Here is a 19525-nt window from a genome sequence, read left to right as displayed (position 1 = left end):
CCCCTCCGGCTATTCATGGAACAATTTCAAAAACAGTACCTTGGTTAGCATCAGTCACTTTCATAGAGCCGTAAACCCCTAAATAGAGTCTGGTTTGATTCAGATTCGTTCCCAAACTAACATAATAAGCGGATTGAGACCCAAAATGATAATCGGTTTCAATAACAGTATAATGATTTAGTTTACAATCTGTTCTTAGCCTTGTATAAGCTAAAGCCCCTCTAACCGGAAGCTGAGATTCTTTGTCCCGAGCCAGATCGGTAAACACAACGCTTCCCGATAAAGCGGGGATTGCATTTCCCATATATGGCTGGACTCCTGTAAGTGCAGTGGCTTTAAACTTACCGGTACGGGGCTCTTCATGATAATAACTTGTTAGAGGCAGAAGACGCCGTACTGAAGTTTTTATCGCTTCATCGTAATAAGCAATGGTTTTCCGATTCAAAGCGGAATTTGCAGAGCAGCCTGTTATGGTCGCGGTAGGAAAAGCGCCCTCCCACCCTCGCCAGCCAAAGTTAATAAATCCTTCTTGGTCAAGTTCCGAATTCATGAAATATGCTTGAACAAGCCGAGTAACCGGTATTGGTTTATAGTGTACGAATGAAAAAATCGACTCTACGAGATCCTGTCCGACATTTCCCACGTATTTGATATACTCGTTATAAAACCATTGAAATGAAATGCCTGGTATATTGCGAACCCCTTTGGCTATGACCGTAAGCGTTTCCTGAATCGGTTCGGGCAGCTCATGAAAACGTGTAACGATGGGCGGATTATCGATCAATGTATTTTTACCTACATCAATTTCGATGATTTTACCTGCGATTTCCATATCGTCTTGGCTTAAATTAAACGGATCGTAGCCTGATCCGCCATCGCCGGTTGTCAAAACAAGTCTTCCTGTTTCAGGCGAAAAGTTTAAGCTATTGACACCATTATGGTTTAAAAAGGGTCTTCTTATATTCAGCAATGTCCGCCGTTTTCGAGGTTGGCCATTCGATTGCAGAATCCATTCTTCAACGGTATCAATATGATCGTATTGAGTTTCTCTATTTGTCCACTTTAGGTTTAAGGTTTCGGGATCGCAAGGATTAGGCTTAAAAGATTCAAAAGGACCTGGAAGAGCGCCCGGACCTTGGGTTCCGGCTACCGAATAATGGAGATAAAACAGACGATTATAATAAAAATCGGGATGAAATGCTAGTCCCAGCAATCCCCGTTCATCATATCCGCCGCTAGAAGCACCTAGTTGTATGATTCGTGGGCGAATATCTAAAAAAGTTCTTGTTGCTCCGTCCCTTATGTAAAAGATCTCTCCTACCTGGGTTGCGATAAATAATCTTTCGATGGAGTCACCCGGAAGAATCGTTGTTTTCAAAACAGTGGGTAAATTCAGCTTACTAGCAATGGGCCGCAAACTAACTTTCGCTTTTACCAATTCCCTTTACCCTCCTTTTGATTGTTTTCTTCTATAAAGAATATGATTGGAACGGTTTATTATTCCCCGGGGTACCCGGTCCAACGGCATCGTCCATACAGGAACAAAATATCCCATGCATCTTATTGCATCGAATGCTTTACTGTATTTCAAGCCGATGATTCCGATAGGGAGGAGCAAAGCTTAACGGACTTTGAAGGCCTTAATTTATCCAAAACCGCTGCTTGGGTGAAGTTAGCGGATTTTGAGGGCTCTATTTTTGTAGAAATTTCACAAAACCAAGGATTCTCAGGCCGATCACGATATGTTAACGGGTCGAAAATCCGTTAATTCCAAAAAATCGACTGGGATTCGAAAAATAAGACCTTGGAAATCCGTTATCTTTTCATGACACCACACCCAAGCTAGAAGATTTATTGCTACGCTAATGCATGCACCACGGTTTTCCATGTTATTATATTAGGAGAAAACTGAGAAGGAGTGGAGTCATATTAGAACTAACTTTCTTGTTTTGATAATTATTTTTTCTATAGTTATTCTAAGCGGATGCTCTACGAGGGTTCATGTCAACACAGGACCGACAAAGGAATATATCCAAGATATACAAGAACTATCGGGTAAAATTAATAAAGTAAAAGTCATGTTTCAAAGGCCGGATCTATACTGTCAAATCAAAATTTCGGAAGAACCGAGCGACGAATTAATCGATGCCATTCTATCGAGAACGAAGGAATTTGCAACGGTTGAGAATATGAACGAGATCGCCAACAAAATCAAATGGAATTTGGAGATATCTGCAGTACACCTGACCATAAATACGGACGACGACGAAGAAATCGAACATGAGTATTATGCAAAATATTTCAAAACATTCGATGCGAGCAATAAATCGGAGGAAAATATTGAAGCATATAAGATTTGGTATGAGGTAGAAAAATAAACATTTGCCTGTAACGCTGGGCACAGCATGTAACTCTCGGATTCATTGACACAAGTTATGTGAGACCAGTGCAAGATTATATATTTTCTACAATTGGTATAGAGGTGGAGAACATAGATCGAATCATTCATTCGGTTTTAAATGAGCGGCGATTATGGCCGCCGTCATTTAGGCCGACAATATAAATGAAGGAAGGAGATTTATAATGAAGAAAATCATGAACAAACCTGAGACTCTGGTTCGGGAAATGTGCTATGGGCTTGTGCTGGCGCATCCTGAGCTGGATTTCAATCCGAAATTCAAAGTGATTTCCAAAAAAGAGATCCATCCCGACAAAGTGACGCTGATCAGCGGCGGCGGAAGCGGGCATGAACCGGCCCATGCCGGGTTCGTAGGGAAAGGGATGCTCGATGCGGCCGTATGCGGCGATGTGTTTGCTTCTCCGTCCCAAATCCAGGTGTATCAAGCGATCCGCAGCACCGCAAGCAATAAGGGAACGCTGCTTATTATCAAGAACTACAGCGGCGACATCATGAATTTTCAAAATGCGGCCCATCTCGCCAGCGAAGACGGCATTCAAGCGGATTATGTCAAGGTAGACGACGATATTGCCGTCGAAGACAGTCTCTATACGGTAGGGAGAAGAGGGGTTGCCGGAACAGTTCTCGTTCATAAGGTGGCCGGGGCTGCCGCGGAAGCCGGACTGTCTCTGCCGGAAGTAAAGGAAGCGGCGCAGCATGCGATTAATCATGTTCGCAGCATCGGCTTCGCTTTTACTTCCTGCACCGTTCCCGCCAAGGGATCTCCGACGTTTCATATCGAAGAGGACGAGATGGAATACGGCGTCGGCATTCACGGCGAACCTGGAATACGCAGGGAGCGAGTCGTGCCTGCGGATGAACTGGCGCAGCGGATGGTGACGTCTTTGCTGGACAACTTGCGGATGAACGATCCTGCGGAACAAGATGTTGCCGTCTTGATCAACGGGTTTGGCGGCACGCCGCTGCAGGAACTGTATTTGCTCAACAATTCCGTGACGCGCGAATTGACGGCCAGGAACAAACGGGTATTCAAGGCGTTTGTCGGCAACTATATGACCAGCATCGATATGGCCGGCGCGTCGGTGACGATCATGAAGCTGGATGAGACGCTGAAGAAATGGCTGTCCGCGCCATGCGATACGCCGGCGTTGTCGGTCAAAGGCCCGTTCGAGCCGGTGAATTATACCGAGGTCGTGCGGGAAGAGAAGGCAGCGGGGGCCGTATCGTATAAAAACAACACGGATCGTGCGGCAGCGGTCATTCGGAATAACCGGCTTTCTTTGCAAAATATCGTCTATTTGATCGATCAAATGAGCGAAGTCATCATCGAGAACGAGGTTCCGTTCTGCGAGCTCGACGCCCATGCCGGAGACGGCGATTTCGGGATGAGCGTCGCCAAGGGATTCAAGCAGTTGAAAGCGGAGTGGAACGATCTTCTAACCCATCATCTTAGCGATATCGGAGATTTCCTCGACGCATGCTCGATGATCATTATGGAGCATTGCGGCGGGGCCTCCGGGCCGATCTGGGGATCGGGGTTCCGCGCGGCGGGCAAGTATGCCCGGAAGAAACAGGAACTGTCCGTTCAGGACGTCGCCGATATGATGCAGGCCGTCGTGAAAGGGGTACAGGACACAGGCGAAAGATCGTTCGGCAGAGGGGCCGTTGTCGGAGACAAGACGTTGATCGATGCGCTTGTGCCGTTTGCGGATGCGTGGACGCGGAGCGCCGAACAAGGCGACGAGATGAAGCCGGCGGCGACCAAGGCGGCGGAAGCGGCGGTTCTCGGCGCGCGGCAAACGGCGGACATTGTCGCCCGAATGGGAAGAGCGGGCGCCGTAGGGGAACGCAGCATCGGTTATCCCGATGCGGGCGCTTACGCGCTCGGGGTGATTTTCACGGAGCTTGCCAAAGCGATGCAATAATCGCGCCGGCCGATTATTTTGGCGGGTCGATGTCTTGGCGAAGCCCTGAAACCTGTAGTGATGAATTGAAACCACGAGGTAATGATGAGAATTGGGATCATGAGACATTATAAAGTGAATATCAATACAAAGAAGTACTGGATGACTTCGAATGATTTCTCGGAGTGGGTCAAACAGTATGATGAGTCAGACATTGACCTTACGAATATAACAACAACGAAGATCCATTGGGATGTTTGTTATTCGAGCGATATGAAAAGAGCGGTCAAAACGGCCGAAACGATGTATAAAGGCGAGTTAATTACGACAGATTTACTCCGGGAAATTACCATTCGTTCCATGTTTCGCTCAAACGTCAAGCTGCATTTGAATGTTTGGTTAATCTTGGGGAGATTTGCGTGGTTAATCAACCATCCATCGCAGGAAGAGAAGTACTCCACAATGGAAAGAGCCCAAATATTTCTGAACACCGTAGAAGAAAGCGGCAAAAACGATGAGAATGTCTTAATTGTCACTCATGGCGCTTTTATGACGGTGCTCCGACAGGAGCTTTTACATCGAGGCTATATAGGGGATAAATTTACAAAGCCCAGCAATGGACGGATCTATACGTTTGAAAAGAGCCTTTGAAGGTAAATTTGAAGCCATGTACTTTATATTCGGTTAGAAGCCGTGCGCACTAATGATAAAAGAAACCGTCTCTTTCTACAAGAGGAGACGGTTTCTTTATACATTCAAAATAGGCGTCTATTTGATCAACTGGACTAAATCTTCGAGCATCCATTCCATCGCAGCCGTGCTGTAATCATTCCATCTTGCGCTTTCTACAAGCATGACCTTATCGTTCTGTACCGCAGGGATGTTCTTCCATGCGGTCTCTTTCAGTTGATGATACATATCGATATCATTCTGCCCGTCTACCAGAATGAACAAGCGATCTGCATCGGCTGCATAATCGACGACCGCTTCTTCCGAGATTCCCTTGGATTCCGTTACCTTAGATTGTGCATCCGTAGGAATGAAGCCGATGTCTTCGAACAATGGCGTGAATACGGTTGTTGCATGCTGATAAATCGATTTGTTCCAAAACTGAAGAACGATCGCCTTTTCGCCCTCAAGGTGAAACGGTTTGAGCGCTTCTTTGGTTTGTGCGGCTTTGTCGGCATATTGCGCAAGCCAAGTTTGTTCTTCCGCTTCTCTGCCTAACCATTCGGCTAAAACGGACAAGTGTTCCCGCGGAAGCAGTCCCCACTTGGTCGCTATGGTAGGTGCAATTTTGTGCAATGCTTCCACAATTTCAGGTTTGAAATAGCTTGGAATAATAATCAGATCCGGCTCCAGATCGAGAATTTTCTCCATGGAGGGTTCGTCTCCGCCGACACTTGCGATACCAGCCATTCGCTCCGGCTCGAATTTATTCAGATAGTAGTCGTTCGTGCCGATTGGCTTGATGCCCAAGGAGAGCACTTCGCCCATGTTGCCGAGCACAACCATCTTCTCGGGCCTTGTTGGAATCTCTACCTCCCGATCCAGGCCGTCTTTGATTGTTTTCGTCGCCGCTTCCGGCTGGGCGGATGGTGCGGACGAGCCGCTGCCGTTGGCTGTTTCCGACTGTGAGGAAGGTTCGGAAGACATCGAAGGATTCTGAGAACTGCTGCATGCTGTCATAATAAGCAGAAGCGCAGCGATAAGTATGATTGCATAGGCATGTTTTCCGGTTTTCATAAATCTGCTCCTTTTTTTCTCCATTGCTGTAATATATGTAATAAAGCATCTTTAATTGATAAAGATTATCATTATCACTATGATCATTCTAATACAAGCAAACTCCTATTGCAATTCTTTGTTTATTCTCGGTAACGGCGGCCATCCCGGCGCCTAACGCCATAATGATTCTCGCGGCAATGAAGAGACCGAAGCCGGGCAATAGAAATGTCTGCAGATTTGCGGATAAATGATGGATGAATCTGGTTCTTATATGTTGAATCATTTCTGTTCATCTGGTATAGTATTCATTGATATTGATAATCGTTATCATTTAAAAGTTTGGGGATGAAGCGCAGCGCTTTGCCCGGAACCATGAAATTCATAAAGAACACATCGATTTATACGGGTGAGGAGAACGGGGATGTCGTACTGGACAGAAAGAGCAGGCATGGAAGAAACAGCTATAGAGACGGAGAAATTGCGGACACGGCCGCTCGCTGCGACCTTTATTTTGATCGGAGGAGTCATTGCCCTAATGCTCGGGATTGCGTTCTCCGTTTCCTTCGGCGCTTCGGATATTGCGTTCGTTACGGTATGGGAGGCGATATTCCGATTTAATCCTGACGTAACCCAGCATCAAGTTATTCAGGAGCTTCGGTTGCCGCGTGTACTTGGCGGAGCGATGGTCGGCGCGAGCTTCGCGGTAGCAGGCGCGCTGATGCAAGGAATGACCCGCAATCCGATGGCAGATTCCGGGTTGCTCGGACTCAACGCCGGAGCCGGCTTTGCATTGGCGTTATGCTTTGCTTTTCTTCCCGGACTTCCGTATATGTTTCTCATTTTATATTCGTTTCTGGGCGCCGCTGCCGGCGCCGGACTTGTGTTCGGAGTTGGATCGCTGGCCAAGGGAGGCTTGACTCCCGTTCGCCTGGTATTGGCTGGAGCAGCGGTCACCGCGCTCCTTACTGCGCTGAGCGAAGGGATTGCTCTTCATTTCCGCATCGGCCAGGATATCGTTTTTTGGTTTGCAGGCGGGGTAGCGGGTACGAAATGGTTCCAACTGAAAGTTATGTTTCCATGGGTCGCGGGAGCGATGATCGCTGCGTTGATCATGTCTCGATCCGTTACCTTGCTAAGTCTCGGAGAGGAGGTTGCCGTTGGTCTCGGGCAACGAACCCGCCTCGTCAAGCTGGCAGGTACGATCATCGTGCTCATTCTGGCCGGTTCCGCCGTCTCTGTCGTCGGCGCCGTCGGTTTTATCGGTCTGATCATTCCGCACTTGACACGATTCCTGGTCGGCGTGGATTACCGCTGGATTATTCCTTGCTCGGCGGTGCTCGGCAGCTTGCTTGTCATACTCGCCGATCTTGCGGCAAGAATGATCAATCCTCCTTATGAAATACCTGTCGGGGCTCTTATTGCCTTGATTGGGGTTCCCTTCTTCCTCTATTTGGTACGCAAGGAGAGGAGGGTGCTGTCATGAAAACGGCACAAACGTTAACTTCGGGCGAAAGAAGACATCGACAGGGCTTGATCGTGATGGCGATTCTGGCCGCGCTTATCATCATTTCATTTATGATCAGCATGAATACCGGCTATATTCATCTATCGCCATTGGACGTGTTGAAGACGCTTTTCGGCATGGGTACGGAGAAGCAGAGGCTTATTTTGTTCGAATTCCGCTTGCCGCGGATCGTCATTTCCATTCTCGTTGGCGCCGGATTGGCCGTATCGGGCTGCATTCTGCAAGGAATTTCACGCAATGCGCTTGCCGATCCCGGGATCTTGGGCATTAACGCCGGAGCCGGATTCATGGTCATGCTGTTTATCTCCTTTTATCCGGCGACTACAGCGGCTCCGGTATTCCTGCTTCCGGTGCTCGCTTTGGCCGGGGCCGGGGTAACGGCTTTGTTGATCTACACGCTTGCTTATAGGCGTCATGAGGGCATTTCGCCGACGCGGCTGGTTCTGACCGGAATTGCCGTAGCAGCCGGTATAAGCGCCGCGATGATTGTGCTAACGATGCGGCTCGATCCGGACAAGTATCAGTTCGTGGCCACTTGGCTGGCAGGAAGCGTCTGGGGGTCGAACTGGAAATTTGTCCTCGCACTGATCCCGTGGATTGCGGTGCTTCTCCCCTTCGTTTTTTTCAAAGCCGGCGTCATGAATGTGTTGAACCTTGGCGAGCAAACGGCTACCGGACTTGGCGCTCCGGTTGAGAAAGAACGGCTTCTGCTGCTTGCCGCAGCGGTAGGTCTGGCCGGATCCTGCGTCGCGGTAAGCGGAGGGATCGTTTTTGTCGGTCTGATCGGTCCGCATCTGGCGCGGCGGCTTGTCGGTCCGAAGCATCAGCTGTTGCTTCCGGCTTCCGCATTGACCGGCGGTTTGCTCATGATCGTGGCCGATACGATCGGACGCTCAATGTCGGAAATTCCGACCGGTATCGTCGTCGCGGTTATCGGCGCGCCTTATTTTCTGTATCTGCTGGCACGGTCGAAAGCGTAGGCCATCCGAATTTTATTCGATATAAAGCATGACAAGGAGACGGTAATCTATGAATACGGATCAAATTTTTGATGTGACGATTGTCGGCGGCGGTCCTGCGGGATTGTTTGCCGCTTTCTATAGCGGTTTGCGCGAGATGAAAACGAAAATCATCGAGTTCCAACCTTTTCTTGGCGGCAAAGTTCATGTGTATCCGGAGAAAATGATCTGGGATGTAGGCGGGCTGACACCGGTCACGGGCGCCCAATTCATTGAGCAAATCGTGGCGCAAGGATTAACCTTCGATCCTGAGGTCGTGCTTGGGCAAAAGGTGACTTCCCTGACTAAAGATGAAAGCGGTCATTTTATTGTGCATACTTCGTCCGGCCAGCGGCATTGCTCCAAGACGGTCATTCTTGCCGTAGGCGGCGGTATTCTGAAACCGACCAAATTAAATATTGACGGCGCCGAGCGATTTGAAGTGACCAATTTGCATTACACGGTAAAATCATTGGCTCGTTTCAAAGGGAAAACAATTCTGATTTCAGGCGGCGGCAATGCGGCGATCGATTGGGCGAACGAGCTGGAACCGTTTGCGAAGAAAGTTTACTTGACTTATAGAAAAGACATGCTGAACGGACATGAAGCTCAAGTAACACGGCTGCTAAACAGCACGGTTGAATGCTTGTTCAATACGACGATCGAAAAGCTGGTCGCGACGCCTGATCATGAACGGATTGACAAAGTATTGTTGAATCGCAGTGAGGATGGGGAGAAAATAGAACTGGCCGTCGATGAGGTCATTATCAATCACGGATATGAACGGGATAAGGATCTGCTGGAAAACAGCGAATTGAAAATTGCGATGGAGAATGAATACTGCGTAGCGGGGACTGCGATGAGTGAGACATCGGTAGAAGGGTTGTATGCGGCAGGCGATATCTTGCATCACGATGGGAAACTTCATTTGATTGCCGGCGCATTCCAGGATGCTGCGAACGCTGTGAATAAAGCCAAACAATTTATTGCGCCTGAAGCGAATGCATGGGGAATGGTGTCTACCCATAACGAATTGTTTCAACAGAAAAACCGCGAGATCATGAAAAATTTATATACGACATGAGAGAGGAGAGGTGAAGGCTATGAAACGCTTATATACCGAAAAACTAGACATCGCGTATTCCGACCGTTTCATCGTAGAGAATTTGAATTTGTCGATTCCGGAAGGTAAGATTACGGCGCTTGTCGGTGCGAATGGCTCGGGAAAATCGACGATTCTGAAAGCAATGGCACGGATGATGAGGCCGCAAGCCGGAACCGTATTCCTCGACGGCAAATCGATTCATAGCCAGCCAACCAAAGAGGTCGCCAAACAGCTTGCGATTTTGCCGCAAAACCCGGTCGCACCCGAGGGGCTAACCGTTTCAGAGCTTATTTCCTATGGCCGATTCCCGCATCAGAAAGGATTCGGGTCGCTCACGAAACAAGACAAGGAGATCATTCGATGGTCCATACAGGTGACCGGAATGGGCGCTTTCAGCGATCGGCCGGTTGATCAACTCTCTGGCGGTCAACGGCAGCGGGCGTGGATTGCCATGGCGCTTGCACAAGGAACGAATATGCTGTTCCTGGACGAACCGACGACGTATCTCGATATGGCGCATCAACTTGAGGTGCTTAAGCTGCTGCAGCAGTTAAATGGGGAGCAGCAACGAACCATTGTCATGGTCGTTCACGACCTGAATCATGCGACCCGATTTGCACAGCATATGGTAGCGATCAAGCAGGGAAGAATCGTGAGCGAAGGGTCTCCGGAAGAAGTGATGACCCAGGAAGTTTTACGGGAAGTCTTCGGCATCGAAGCGGATATTATCCCCGATCCGCGCACGGGCGTGCCGCTCTGCTTGCCGTACGAACTTGCACAAGCCGAAACGGGCCAAAGCATAGAGCAGCCTCTTGCGGAACCTCCGAGAAAAGAAGCTTCAGCCTAAATGATTGGTATTTCCTCTAAAAGGTTCGCCTGTCATGGAGCCGTCCCAAAAGGTCGTAAACCCGGCCTAAAGGGCGGCTTTTCGCATTCTCTTGATCGGACCGGACGGAATACACCTTTTTGATTCATCTTGGATAGGAAAGCTGCGGCCATTTTTGACAATTCGATCAAATTCAAGTAACATCCACTTTGTTATCAGCGAGTGAAAGTACGGAATGTATTATAATTTCTCGGGCAAAGTCTTTTTTGCATGTGACTTACGAAGAATTCAGTGTTGGGGGTGCAAATCTTGGATACTGTAACACGCAATCAAGTATTAATCGGCGAAGATGACGATCATATCAGACGTTTTATATCAATCAATTTATCGCATAATGGATTTATCGTGCATGAAGCTTCAACCGGAGAAGAGGCAATCAAAAGCTATTTGGCGCATCAACCCGATGTGATCGTTCTTGACATTATGCTTCCGGATACCGATGGATTTGAGATCTGCAGACGAATCAGAGAGAAGGATCCTGCTGTCATCATTGTCTTCTTAACGGCACGCGGACAAGATCTTGATAGAATCAAAGGGCTTGAAATCGGAGCCGACGATTATATTGTCAAGCCATTTAACCCTCTGGAACTTGTAGCACGTATTCATGCTATATTGCGCCGTACCGATGTCAGCCTGAAACCGCAAAGACATATCCTTCAATCCGGTCCCATTCGGGTAGATCTCAATTCCAATAAAGTGTTCAAGCATGACGAGGCAATCGATCTGACGCCGAAAGAATTCCAAATGATTCGCACGTTTCTTGAACAACCCGATACGGCATTATCGCGCAATGAATTATTGAATCTGGTATGGGGCGAGGACTTTGTCGGCGATCCGAAAACAGTAGATGTCCATGTGCGCAAACTTCGCGAGAAACTTGAAGATGACTGCTCCAAGCCCCATTGGATTGAGACGGTGTGGGGCTTGGGGTATCGTTGGAGGAAAGACGAATAGAGCCATGAGTATACAAAAAAGACTAGTCGGAAGCTACATGGTCGTGATTTGCCTTACAGTCCTCATTCTCGAGATCTTTCTGATTGCCTCGGTGAGGTTTTATTATTTTCATAATGTTGAGCGAATCCTGAATAATCAAGCAGAGCTGTCAGCTTCTTTTTTTCAGCAATATTTTGATGAAGAGGATCTGGAGACGCAATCAGACCGGTTATTGCAAGGGTTCGCTCACAATTCCGATGCGCAGGTACAGATTATTGCTCCTTCGGGCCGGCTGCTGCAGGATTCAAACGGATTACAAGGGAACGTCTCCATGACGGAATATCCGGATGTCCAAGCAGCGATCGGCGGCGCACCCGGGGTATGGAAGGGGAAGGATCCTCTGACCCATGAACCGGTATTAGCCGTATCTTACCCTTTAAAAGAACATGAAAATGGGATGACTCTGGGCGAGGTCAGGTTCGTCACTTCCTTGACGGCCACGCTGCATACCTTGCATCAGATTACGGTCCTTCTTATATCCGTCGGGATTCTTGTCATTGCCATCGTTACGGTTCTCGGGCTGCTGCTGTCCTGGACGATTACAAGATCGATTAAGGATCTCAAGCAAGGAGCAGACCGCATGACAGAAGGAGACTTCAGCATACGCGTGCGAAAGCGCTACCAAGACGAGTTGGGTTCGTTGGCGGACACTTTAAATATGATGGCTGCTAGAATCTTAAAGAGCGAAGAGCTTAAAAACGATTTTATCTCTTCCATTTCCCATGAACTGCGGACACCGCTCACTTCGATCAAAGGCTGGGTCATTACTTTGAAATCAAGTGGGAGGGACAATAAACTTCTATTGCAAGAAGGACTGGATATTATTGAATCGGAGGGCGACAGGTTAAGTCATTTGGTTGATGAACTGCTGGATTTTTCCAAATTGGATAATGGAAGAATCGCCTTGGAGCTTGGTCCTGTCGATCTTTCCGAATTGCTCCGCCATATGGGCAGGCAGCTTGGTCCAAGAGCGGCCCGGCAAGGCGTCTCGCTGGAAGTCCAAACGGGTGAAGATCTTCCCCTTATCCAAGCCGACGTAAACCGTCTTAAGCAAGTTTTGATTAATTTACTGGACAACTCGCTCAAATTTATAGCCCCTGGCGGTCGAATTCTTCTGCACGCGCACAAGGATCAAGGAAAAGTTGTTATTTGCGTTGAAGATACAGGCATAGGGATCGCCGAGGAAGAATTGGCGCGCGTTCTTCACAAATTCTATAAAGCAGATCAACATGCCTCAGGCAGCGGGTTAGGTCTAGCCATATCCGATCAAATCATTCGCCTGCATCATGGTGAATTGCGAATTAGCAGTACAGTGGGGAAGGGAACGACGGTTCATATTTTCCTGCCGGTTTCAGATTATTGAAATTTAACTATTTCATAACCACTTTGGGCCCGAGCGCCCTTAGAATATATAGTAACCATGCGGGGGAGATGATCGTCAGTATGCTTTATAAACCGGGTAGAATAGGGATCATGATTACTATGGTATGGATGCTCGGAGGATGCGGAATTCCGGCAACGCCTATCGATATGATTAAGCCTCCCGTATCCGTGAACAGCCTCGAACGCGATCGCATCAGCGATGAACTTATTCAATTGCTGCCCGCCCAGGCTAAGTTAGTCGTACCCGTGCAAGGCAAAGAGAGGCAGGACATCTCATTCGGAGATATGGATGGCGACGGGATCGATGAAGCTGTGATTGTATACGAAGAGAATAATCCGTCAGGAAAAGTATTGAAAGCTGCGCTATTCAAACGGGATAACAATAAGTGGCGAATCGTATCGGAAGTGAAAGGTTTTGGATATGGGTTGGAGTATGCCGGATTTTCGGATCTCAATGACGATGGTCTGCCCGAGCTTGCTCTTGCCTGGTCGCTAGGAGCGGCTGGAAATGGGCTGGATGTTTATGGATTGAACCATGATCAATTGGAGTTGATTAAGAAGAAAGAGTACCATGGAAAGCTTGATCTTGATGAGGAATAAATAACCAACGGATTGATTGCAGCGCATCGGATGGAGGTATTTGCGACTTGAGTAAAATCCGAGGACGCCCTGATTTCTTACTTCTGTTCGTAACGATCCTGTTAGTGGGATTTGGCTTGATTATGATTTTTAGCGCCAGCTCGCCGATAGCTACGATGAAACACGATAGTCCATGGCATTACGTCATGAAACAAGGCGTATTTGCGCTCATTGGACTATTTTTAATGCTCATTTTTATGCGTATCCCATATACGTGGTGGAAAAAAGTGACCCCTATGCTGTTATTGTTCTCTATTATTTCGCTTGTTCTTGTATTACTGGTAGGAATCAACATCAATGGCGCGAAACGTTGGTTTGTTTTAGGCGGTTATCATTTACAACCTGCCGAGTTTACGAAGTTAAGTGTCATTATGTACATGGCGGCCCTAGTCAGCAGAAAAGGCGAACATATTCGGGACTTCAGGAGAGGATTATTGCCTATTTTAACGGTTGTTGGTCTGGTAATGCTGCTTGTATTGAAACAGCCGGATTTCGGTACGGTGTTAATTTTGTGCTGTATTGCTCTAACGATCCTTATTGTCGGTGGAGTTGATCTGCGGCATCTTTTCCTGCTGAGTTTGTTTTTCATTCCTGTTTTTATCTTTCTTGCCGTGAGTCAAAGTTATCGACTGCAGCGAATCGCCGCTTTTCTGAATCCGATGAATAACCCCTTGGGCTCGGACTATCAACTTATTCAGTCGCTCATTGCACTGGGAAATGGGGGTCTTACGGGGACAGGCCTTGGCAAAAGCATACAAAAGCTGTTTTATTTGCCTGAAGCGCATACCGATTTTATTTTTGCCGTTATAGGCGAAGAATTCGGGTTTGTGGGGACATCTCTCCTCCTGATTGTTTTCTTTCTATTCGTATGGAGGGGCTATAAAGCTGCTGTTCTATGTGACGACCCTTTCGGCCTCTTGTTAGGGGTAGGCATCGTTATGATGATTTTTATTCAGATCGTATTGAACATCGGAGGCGTAACAGGGACCTTGCCGATCACGGGCTTACCGCTGCCGTTCATTAGTTACGGCGGATCTTCGCTTATTTTATGCTTAGCTGGCACCGGCATCTTGCTTAGCATATCAAGAGATAGTTCCTATCGACGCAGAAAAGATGACGAAGAAAGAGGATAGGGAATCAACAAAATAGAGGTAGTATCAACATGTTCGTACGCAAATTTAAGAAGCTGGATAAATTCACGTTATTCATTTTATTGTGTCTGGTTGCCTGTGGAACCGTCTCGATATACGGGGCCACCAAAGATACAAATTTAGAAGGTCTTCATATAAACAATATATTTCTGTTTGCAGCCTTCTGCATTCCGATGCTGGCGATTTCCCGGATCGATTGCAGGGCTCTGCCCGGCAAATTGTTGTACTTTTTCTACGGCTTAGGCACAGGAATGCTTATTCTTGTTAAATTTACCGGAGAGAACATTAATGGGGCAGCCCGCTGGCTAAACATCGGCCATTTTCAATTGCAACCATCGGAATTCGCGAAGATCTTCACCATACTGCTTGTTGCTCATATGCTAGGTAAACGTGAAGGAATGAAGCTTCGACTAGTTCAAGATTTGATTCCGATCTGCATTGTCTTTTTGATTCCTACCATTTTAATTATGAAGCAGCCCGATTTAGGGACTTCACTTGTGTTTGTAGGGGTGTTACTAAGCATGCTGTGGATGGGCAACGTTCGATTGCTCTATATGATTGCGTTCCTCAGCATCATGGTCATTGCGATCGGTACGATACTGTGGCTGTTTCATACGAACCAGGAATTGCTAGCCAAGGTTGTAGAGCCGCATCAAATGTCAAGAATTGAGACTTTTCTTGATCCTGCAAGCGATCCCGACAAATCATGGCATGTCAAAAATGCTATGCGTGCAATCGGTTCGGGTGGTTTGACCGGAAGCGGCGGGTATTATATCCAGAGAGGGTTCATTCCCTATGCATATTCCGATTCGATTTACGTCGTTATCGGAGAGAATTATGGATTTATTGGATCGTCCGTACTCTTATTCCTATACTTTTTGCTTATTTATCGTATGGTTCAAATCGTCATGGAAAGCAGACACCTCACAGGGGCTTATATTGTTATCGGGATTATTGGGATGCTAGTGTTTCAAATATTCGTTAATATTGGCATGCTTATCGGATTGGTCCCGCTGACCGGTATTTCATTACCGTTTATCAGTTATGGCGGCAGCTCTTTGTTTATCAATATGATTGCCATCGGATTGGTGTTAAGCGTTTCAGCGCATAAAGACGAAGAAAGCCTCTCATAACCAAGCAAAAATCATAACGTGTTTATTTTCCGTCCGATGTCATAACAGGGGCACTCATTGGCGTACTTAGCCGTCTGACCAAACAACTCGTAAATATGGTGGGGGAAACGATGTCTGACAAAATGAAAAAAAGGAAAATGCGTAAAGTTGTAAATACCATTTGGAGCCTGTTTGCCGTAATCATTGTTGGAGTCGGCATCTATGCGGGATATCTGTATTATAAGGCGGATGCCGCGATACAGCGGATATCTTCCTCAGTTAAAACGCTTCCGGCGTTTCAAACGACTCCTGCGGATGAAATGACTGCGCCAATACCTGATCCGGGCATAAAACCGATGATGATTATGCTGGCGGGAATCGATAGCCGGGAAGGCGCCGATGGAATGATGAATACAGATGTTCTTATGCTTGTAAGTTATAACCCTGATACCCGCTCAGCCAGTCTATTGTCGATACCGCGCGATCTATTGATCAAATCCGAATCATCGCGTTCCCGCAAAGCCAATTATTACTATGCCCATTACTACATCAAGGATAAGTCCGAGGCCATTCCCACAACGAAGCAGTTCTTCAGCGAGTTGTTCGATTTGCCGATCGATTATATGGTTGTTGTCGATTTCAATGCATTGCGCAAGACGGTGGATGCACTAGGCGGACTTCAGATCGATGTGGAAATGGACATGAAATATAAAGACTCCGCAGACGGGACGAATATTGATCTACGTAAAGGACTGCAGACATTGGATGGCCAGCATGTGCTTGACTACGTCCGATACCGCAAATCGAATCAAGGTACGCGGGAATCTTCCGACTTTGCCCGCAATGAGCGTCAACAGCAGGTTATCAAACAGATTTTAGATAAACTGGGCGCTTTCAATGGAATAAGCCAATGGGGAACCATATTGGATATTATCGGTGAAAATGTAACATCGGATATACCTGAATCGGTGCTGCGCCAATGGATCTTGAATTTCCCTAAGTTAAAACCGAATCAAATGGAATCCTTACAAATGGAAAGCGTCTGGAAGAGTCCGTTTGTTTATGTGAAACAAGACGATCTTGCGGATGCGCTGGCAGCATTGCGGAAAGAGGCAGGTCTCAGTACTGACAGTAATCCAAAGTTCGAATCGATTGGGACGATGAATAAATAAAATGCTGCAAGGTGCGGGGCCGTTTTCATAACCCTTCGTCCTCCGATATATATTGAAATATGATGAAGGCCTTAATCCTAAAGTGCAGTACCGCTACTATGTATAACAATATTACATTCGCGTTGCGGGACTTTCGCCCCTTTGTTATTAGATGTATAATCATGGGAGAAACGTTTCGTTCCGAATGAGGCTCTAACGGAAGTGACAGACGTTATTTTGCCGATAGAGCCTCTTTTTGAAATGTAACGGATCTGAGCGACCTTATTTGAGCTTTTTCATGCGGAAAAACGCGAATGATTAGCAAATAGCGGCGTATAGTTCCGTTACAATTTCAAATGGGCCGAATTTTCGGAAATAGCGGCCGTGACATCCGTTAGAGTTACTATCGCTGAACCCCGCTTGACTACTCAGACAACACACCTTATTGGAAGATGATGATGTCATCTTACCGGGAATTGTTGATCTGCATTTTCTACTTTTCGCTCCTGTCTTTCCCACGAATATTGGCATTACTTTGCTTACAATCGGATTGAAACAATCAATAAGAATAATAAACCTTCTTTAGCGTTTTGCGGGAGCCAATTCTCTTTAAACATGTATTTTTTCATCTCCATAATTCATATTTCTACAAAGGAGAATCGATATGATCAAACGATTTCACCATGCTCAAATTACAATCCCAAATGGAAAAGAAGAAGAGGCTAGGGACTTTTACTGTGGGATATTAAAAATGAAAGAAATCGCTAAACCCGAATCATTAATGGGTAGAGGCGGTTTGTGGGTACAAGTAGCAGATCAGGAATTACATATTGGTACGGAAGATAGGGTTGACCGTCTTCAAACGAAAGCTCATCTAGCGTATGAAGTGGATAACTTGCAAGAAATAGAAGTACTATTAAGGAAAAATGGTATTGAAATCCTGGAATCTGTACCGATACCCGGATATGAGAGGTTTGAATTTAGGGATCCATTTGGGAATAGAGTGGAGTGTATCAAACCGATCATGGAAAAAGCTTAGATAGACAGTAAAGGTGGTGTGTCCATGTTCATTGTTAAAGCAGACATCTCAACCCTTGATGAGTTAACGACATTAGCCTTGAAGCTATGGCCGGATAATTCGAGAGAATATGTAAGGTCTGAATTCGAAGAACTGCTGGAATCGGAAAAAGATATCTTTTATCTAGCATTCGTCGAAGGAGTTTATGTCGGATTTATTCATATGTCTTTGAGGCATGATTACGTGGAAGGTTCGCATTCATCTCCTGTAGGTTATGTTGAAGGCATCTATGTGGATCACAAGTACCGAAGAAAAGGCATTTCGAAAAAACTGGTTGAAGCCGGGGAACAATGGTCAAAGTCGTTGGGGTGCAGCCAAATGGCGTCGGATACACAGTTGGATAACGATGGAAGCCAGCAATTCCACAAGAAGATCGGATTTAGAGAAGCGGGCAGGATTGTCGCCTTTATTAAGGATTTATAAGTGTTGTATCCTGCTGCGGTGCGGGACATTCATTATTTAAGGAGGGACTTGAATTGAATCGGGATCAAGCGACTCAAATCATTCGCCAATATTTCGAATCATGGGTCAAGAAGGATATGGAGATGTTTCGCAGCGTGTTGCATGATAAAGCCATCGTAAGGGAGTGCAACGGTACTGTCATAGAGGGTAGAGACGAATTGACGAACTGGTTTACACAATGGAACGGTAATGACAATAAAGTGGAGTATTGGACTATAAAAAGCGTAGGATTTGATGAAGTCGTAAATACCGCATTTGTTGAATGGATATTTAAGTGCGTTTATGACGCTCAAGAATATGAATGGGAAGGGTCTAGTATTGTTTATTTCAGGAACTCCTTACTATATGAATTGAATGAATATGAGATGAAAAGGGAGAAATTTTATCCTTATAGAAAAACGATTTGACCCGTTTCACCACCCAAAGCCAGGCCAGGAAGGCCTTTCATTCAGAAACCTGCAATGATGCGTCTTTTCGCCCGTGTTGATCGATTGCTGCGGCAATGCCTGCGAAAAGGGAGCTTTTTTCTCGCTTCGATGCGTTTTGAGTCAATTTCATCATACCGCTGCGCGGCTGACGACCCGTCGAGCGGGCTAACGAAACGTTAACACGCTAATGAGGGAAAAAAGGGGGTAGAACCGCCGATTTCCAATGAATAGCGATACGTACATTCGTTAGGATGGGCACGTCTTCATTTTGAGCCCAATAAGGATTGTCAGTTTCGTTTAGCGCCAAACAAGGAGTACTGCGCGGATCGCCACGAATTGATATTCGCGACGGTCAGTTGCCGGCCAATCGCGCATGGCAACCTTCACGAAATCGAATCCGCAGCCCTTTTCGATGCAACGCCAATGCCCGCAAGGGCTTTTTTTACATTATAGAATTTATAAAATTTTGGGGTGGGCAGGGCTTCCGCCTCGTTTTTGTTTTTGGTAAGGTTAGGATATGGAGACGAACGTGCTAAAACGAATCTTCTTTGATGAACATGGAC

General features: G+C 46.7%; 19 protein-coding genes. 16 read left to right on the top strand and 3 right to left on the bottom strand.

Going from position 1 to position 19525, the window contains the following annotated elements:
- Positions 1–13 precede the first annotated feature (13 nt).
- Positions 14–1438 carry a PQQ-dependent sugar dehydrogenase gene (locus tag KQI79_RS22140; protein ID WP_216540487.1) on the bottom strand — a complete coding sequence of 475 codons (1425 nt, stop codon included), beginning with the start codon at positions 1436–1438 and terminating at the stop codon, positions 14–16.
- Between the two features lie 640 nt (positions 1439–2078).
- On the opposite strand from KQI79_RS22140, the gene KQI79_RS22135 reads away from it, so the two are divergent.
- The 3 genes from KQI79_RS22135 (at position 2079) to KQI79_RS22125 (ending at position 4974) form a co-directional block, all read left to right on the top strand.
- On the top strand, positions 2079–2378 hold the full coding sequence (locus tag KQI79_RS22135) for a hypothetical protein (protein WP_216540486.1): 300 nt from the start codon (positions 2079–2081) through the stop codon (positions 2376–2378).
- 205 nt (positions 2379–2583) lie between these two features.
- Complete coding sequence (dhaK, locus tag KQI79_RS22130; protein WP_216540485.1) at positions 2584–4344, top strand: dihydroxyacetone kinase subunit DhaK; 1761 nt, start codon at positions 2584–2586, stop codon at positions 4342–4344.
- Positions 4345–4443: 99 nt separating this feature from the next.
- Positions 4444–4974 (top strand): histidine phosphatase family protein, encoded by a 531-nt coding sequence (locus tag KQI79_RS22125; RefSeq protein ID WP_253298335.1) that lies wholly within the window; start codon positions 4444–4446, stop codon positions 4972–4974.
- 117 nt (positions 4975–5091) lie between these two features.
- Here the strand turns inward: KQI79_RS22125 and KQI79_RS22120 are convergent, their stop codons facing one another.
- Positions 5092–6069 (bottom strand): ABC transporter substrate-binding protein, encoded by a 978-nt coding sequence (locus tag KQI79_RS22120; protein ID WP_216540484.1) that lies wholly within the window; start codon positions 6067–6069, stop codon positions 5092–5094.
- Between the two features lie 403 nt (positions 6070–6472).
- Here KQI79_RS22120 and KQI79_RS22115 point away from each other — a divergent pair, with 403 nt between their 5' ends.
- The 13 genes from KQI79_RS22115 to KQI79_RS22055 all read left to right on the top strand — a co-directional run bounded on the left by KQI79_RS22115 (position 6473) and on the right by KQI79_RS22055 (position 18941).
- Entirely contained in the window at positions 6473–7534 is a 1062-nt protein-coding gene (locus KQI79_RS22115) for a FecCD family ABC transporter permease (protein WP_230192438.1), read from the top strand.
- Positions 7531–8556, top strand: a complete 1026-nt coding sequence (locus KQI79_RS22110) for a FecCD family ABC transporter permease (protein WP_216540483.1) — start codon at positions 7531–7533, stop codon at positions 8554–8556. The genes KQI79_RS22115 and KQI79_RS22110 overlap by 4 nt, the downstream gene beginning before the upstream one ends.
- Before the next feature lie 49 nt (positions 8557–8605).
- Complete coding sequence (locus tag KQI79_RS22105; protein ID WP_216540482.1) at positions 8606–9658, top strand: NAD(P)/FAD-dependent oxidoreductase; 1053 nt, start codon at positions 8606–8608, stop codon at positions 9656–9658.
- A 19-nt stretch (positions 9659–9677) separates the two neighbouring features.
- Positions 9678–10526 carry an ABC transporter ATP-binding protein gene (locus KQI79_RS22100; RefSeq protein ID WP_216540481.1) on the top strand — a complete coding sequence of 283 codons (849 nt, stop codon included), beginning with the start codon at positions 9678–9680 and terminating at the stop codon, positions 10524–10526.
- 288 nt (positions 10527–10814) lie between these two features.
- Positions 10815–11519 carry a response regulator transcription factor gene (locus tag KQI79_RS22095; RefSeq protein ID WP_216540480.1) on the top strand — a complete coding sequence of 235 codons (705 nt, stop codon included), beginning with the start codon at positions 10815–10817 and terminating at the stop codon, positions 11517–11519.
- Positions 11520–11523: 4 nt separating this feature from the next.
- Entirely contained in the window at positions 11524–12921 is a 1398-nt protein-coding gene (locus KQI79_RS22090; RefSeq protein ID WP_216540479.1) for a sensor histidine kinase, read from the top strand.
- An 80-nt stretch (positions 12922–13001) separates the two neighbouring features.
- Complete coding sequence (locus tag KQI79_RS22085; protein WP_216540478.1) at positions 13002–13541, top strand: hypothetical protein; 540 nt, start codon at positions 13002–13004, stop codon at positions 13539–13541.
- Positions 13542–13588: 47 nt separating this feature from the next.
- Entirely contained in the window at positions 13589–14713 is a 1125-nt protein-coding gene (gene ftsW / locus KQI79_RS22080) for a putative lipid II flippase FtsW (protein ID WP_216540477.1), read from the top strand.
- A gap of 29 nt (positions 14714–14742) precedes the next feature.
- On the top strand, positions 14743–15864 hold the full coding sequence (locus KQI79_RS22075) for an FtsW/RodA/SpoVE family cell cycle protein (RefSeq protein ID WP_216540476.1): 1122 nt from the start codon (positions 14743–14745) through the stop codon (positions 15862–15864).
- 110 nt (positions 15865–15974) lie between these two features.
- The gene (locus tag KQI79_RS22070) at positions 15975–17015 is read left to right on the top strand and encodes an LCP family protein (RefSeq protein WP_216540475.1); all 1041 of its coding nucleotides are present in this window, start codon (positions 15975–15977) and stop codon (positions 17013–17015) included.
- Between the two features lie 643 nt (positions 17016–17658).
- The gene (locus tag KQI79_RS22065; protein ID WP_216540474.1) at positions 17659–18033 is read left to right on the top strand and encodes a VOC family protein; all 375 of its coding nucleotides are present in this window, start codon (positions 17659–17661) and stop codon (positions 18031–18033) included.
- A gap of 24 nt (positions 18034–18057) precedes the next feature.
- A complete protein-coding gene (gene aac(6') / locus KQI79_RS22060; RefSeq protein ID WP_216540473.1) occupies positions 18058–18495 on the top strand; it encodes an aminoglycoside 6'-N-acetyltransferase in 438 nt (145 codons plus the stop codon).
- Between the two features lie 53 nt (positions 18496–18548).
- Positions 18549–18941 carry a nuclear transport factor 2 family protein gene (locus KQI79_RS22055; RefSeq protein ID WP_216540472.1) on the top strand — a complete coding sequence of 131 codons (393 nt, stop codon included), beginning with the start codon at positions 18549–18551 and terminating at the stop codon, positions 18939–18941.
- A gap of 404 nt (positions 18942–19345) precedes the next feature.
- Here the strand turns inward: KQI79_RS22055 and KQI79_RS22050 are convergent.
- Positions 19346–19525 (bottom strand): hypothetical protein (locus KQI79_RS22050; RefSeq protein WP_216540471.1); only part of this gene is annotated, 180 nt, incomplete at its 5' end.

Source organism: Paenibacillus sp. MSJ-34, from assembly GCF_018918005.1.
In the GTDB taxonomy this organism is placed as follows: domain Bacteria; phylum Bacillota; class Bacilli; order Paenibacillales; family Paenibacillaceae; genus MSJ-34.
This window is presented reverse-complemented; position numbering and strand designations above follow the sequence as displayed.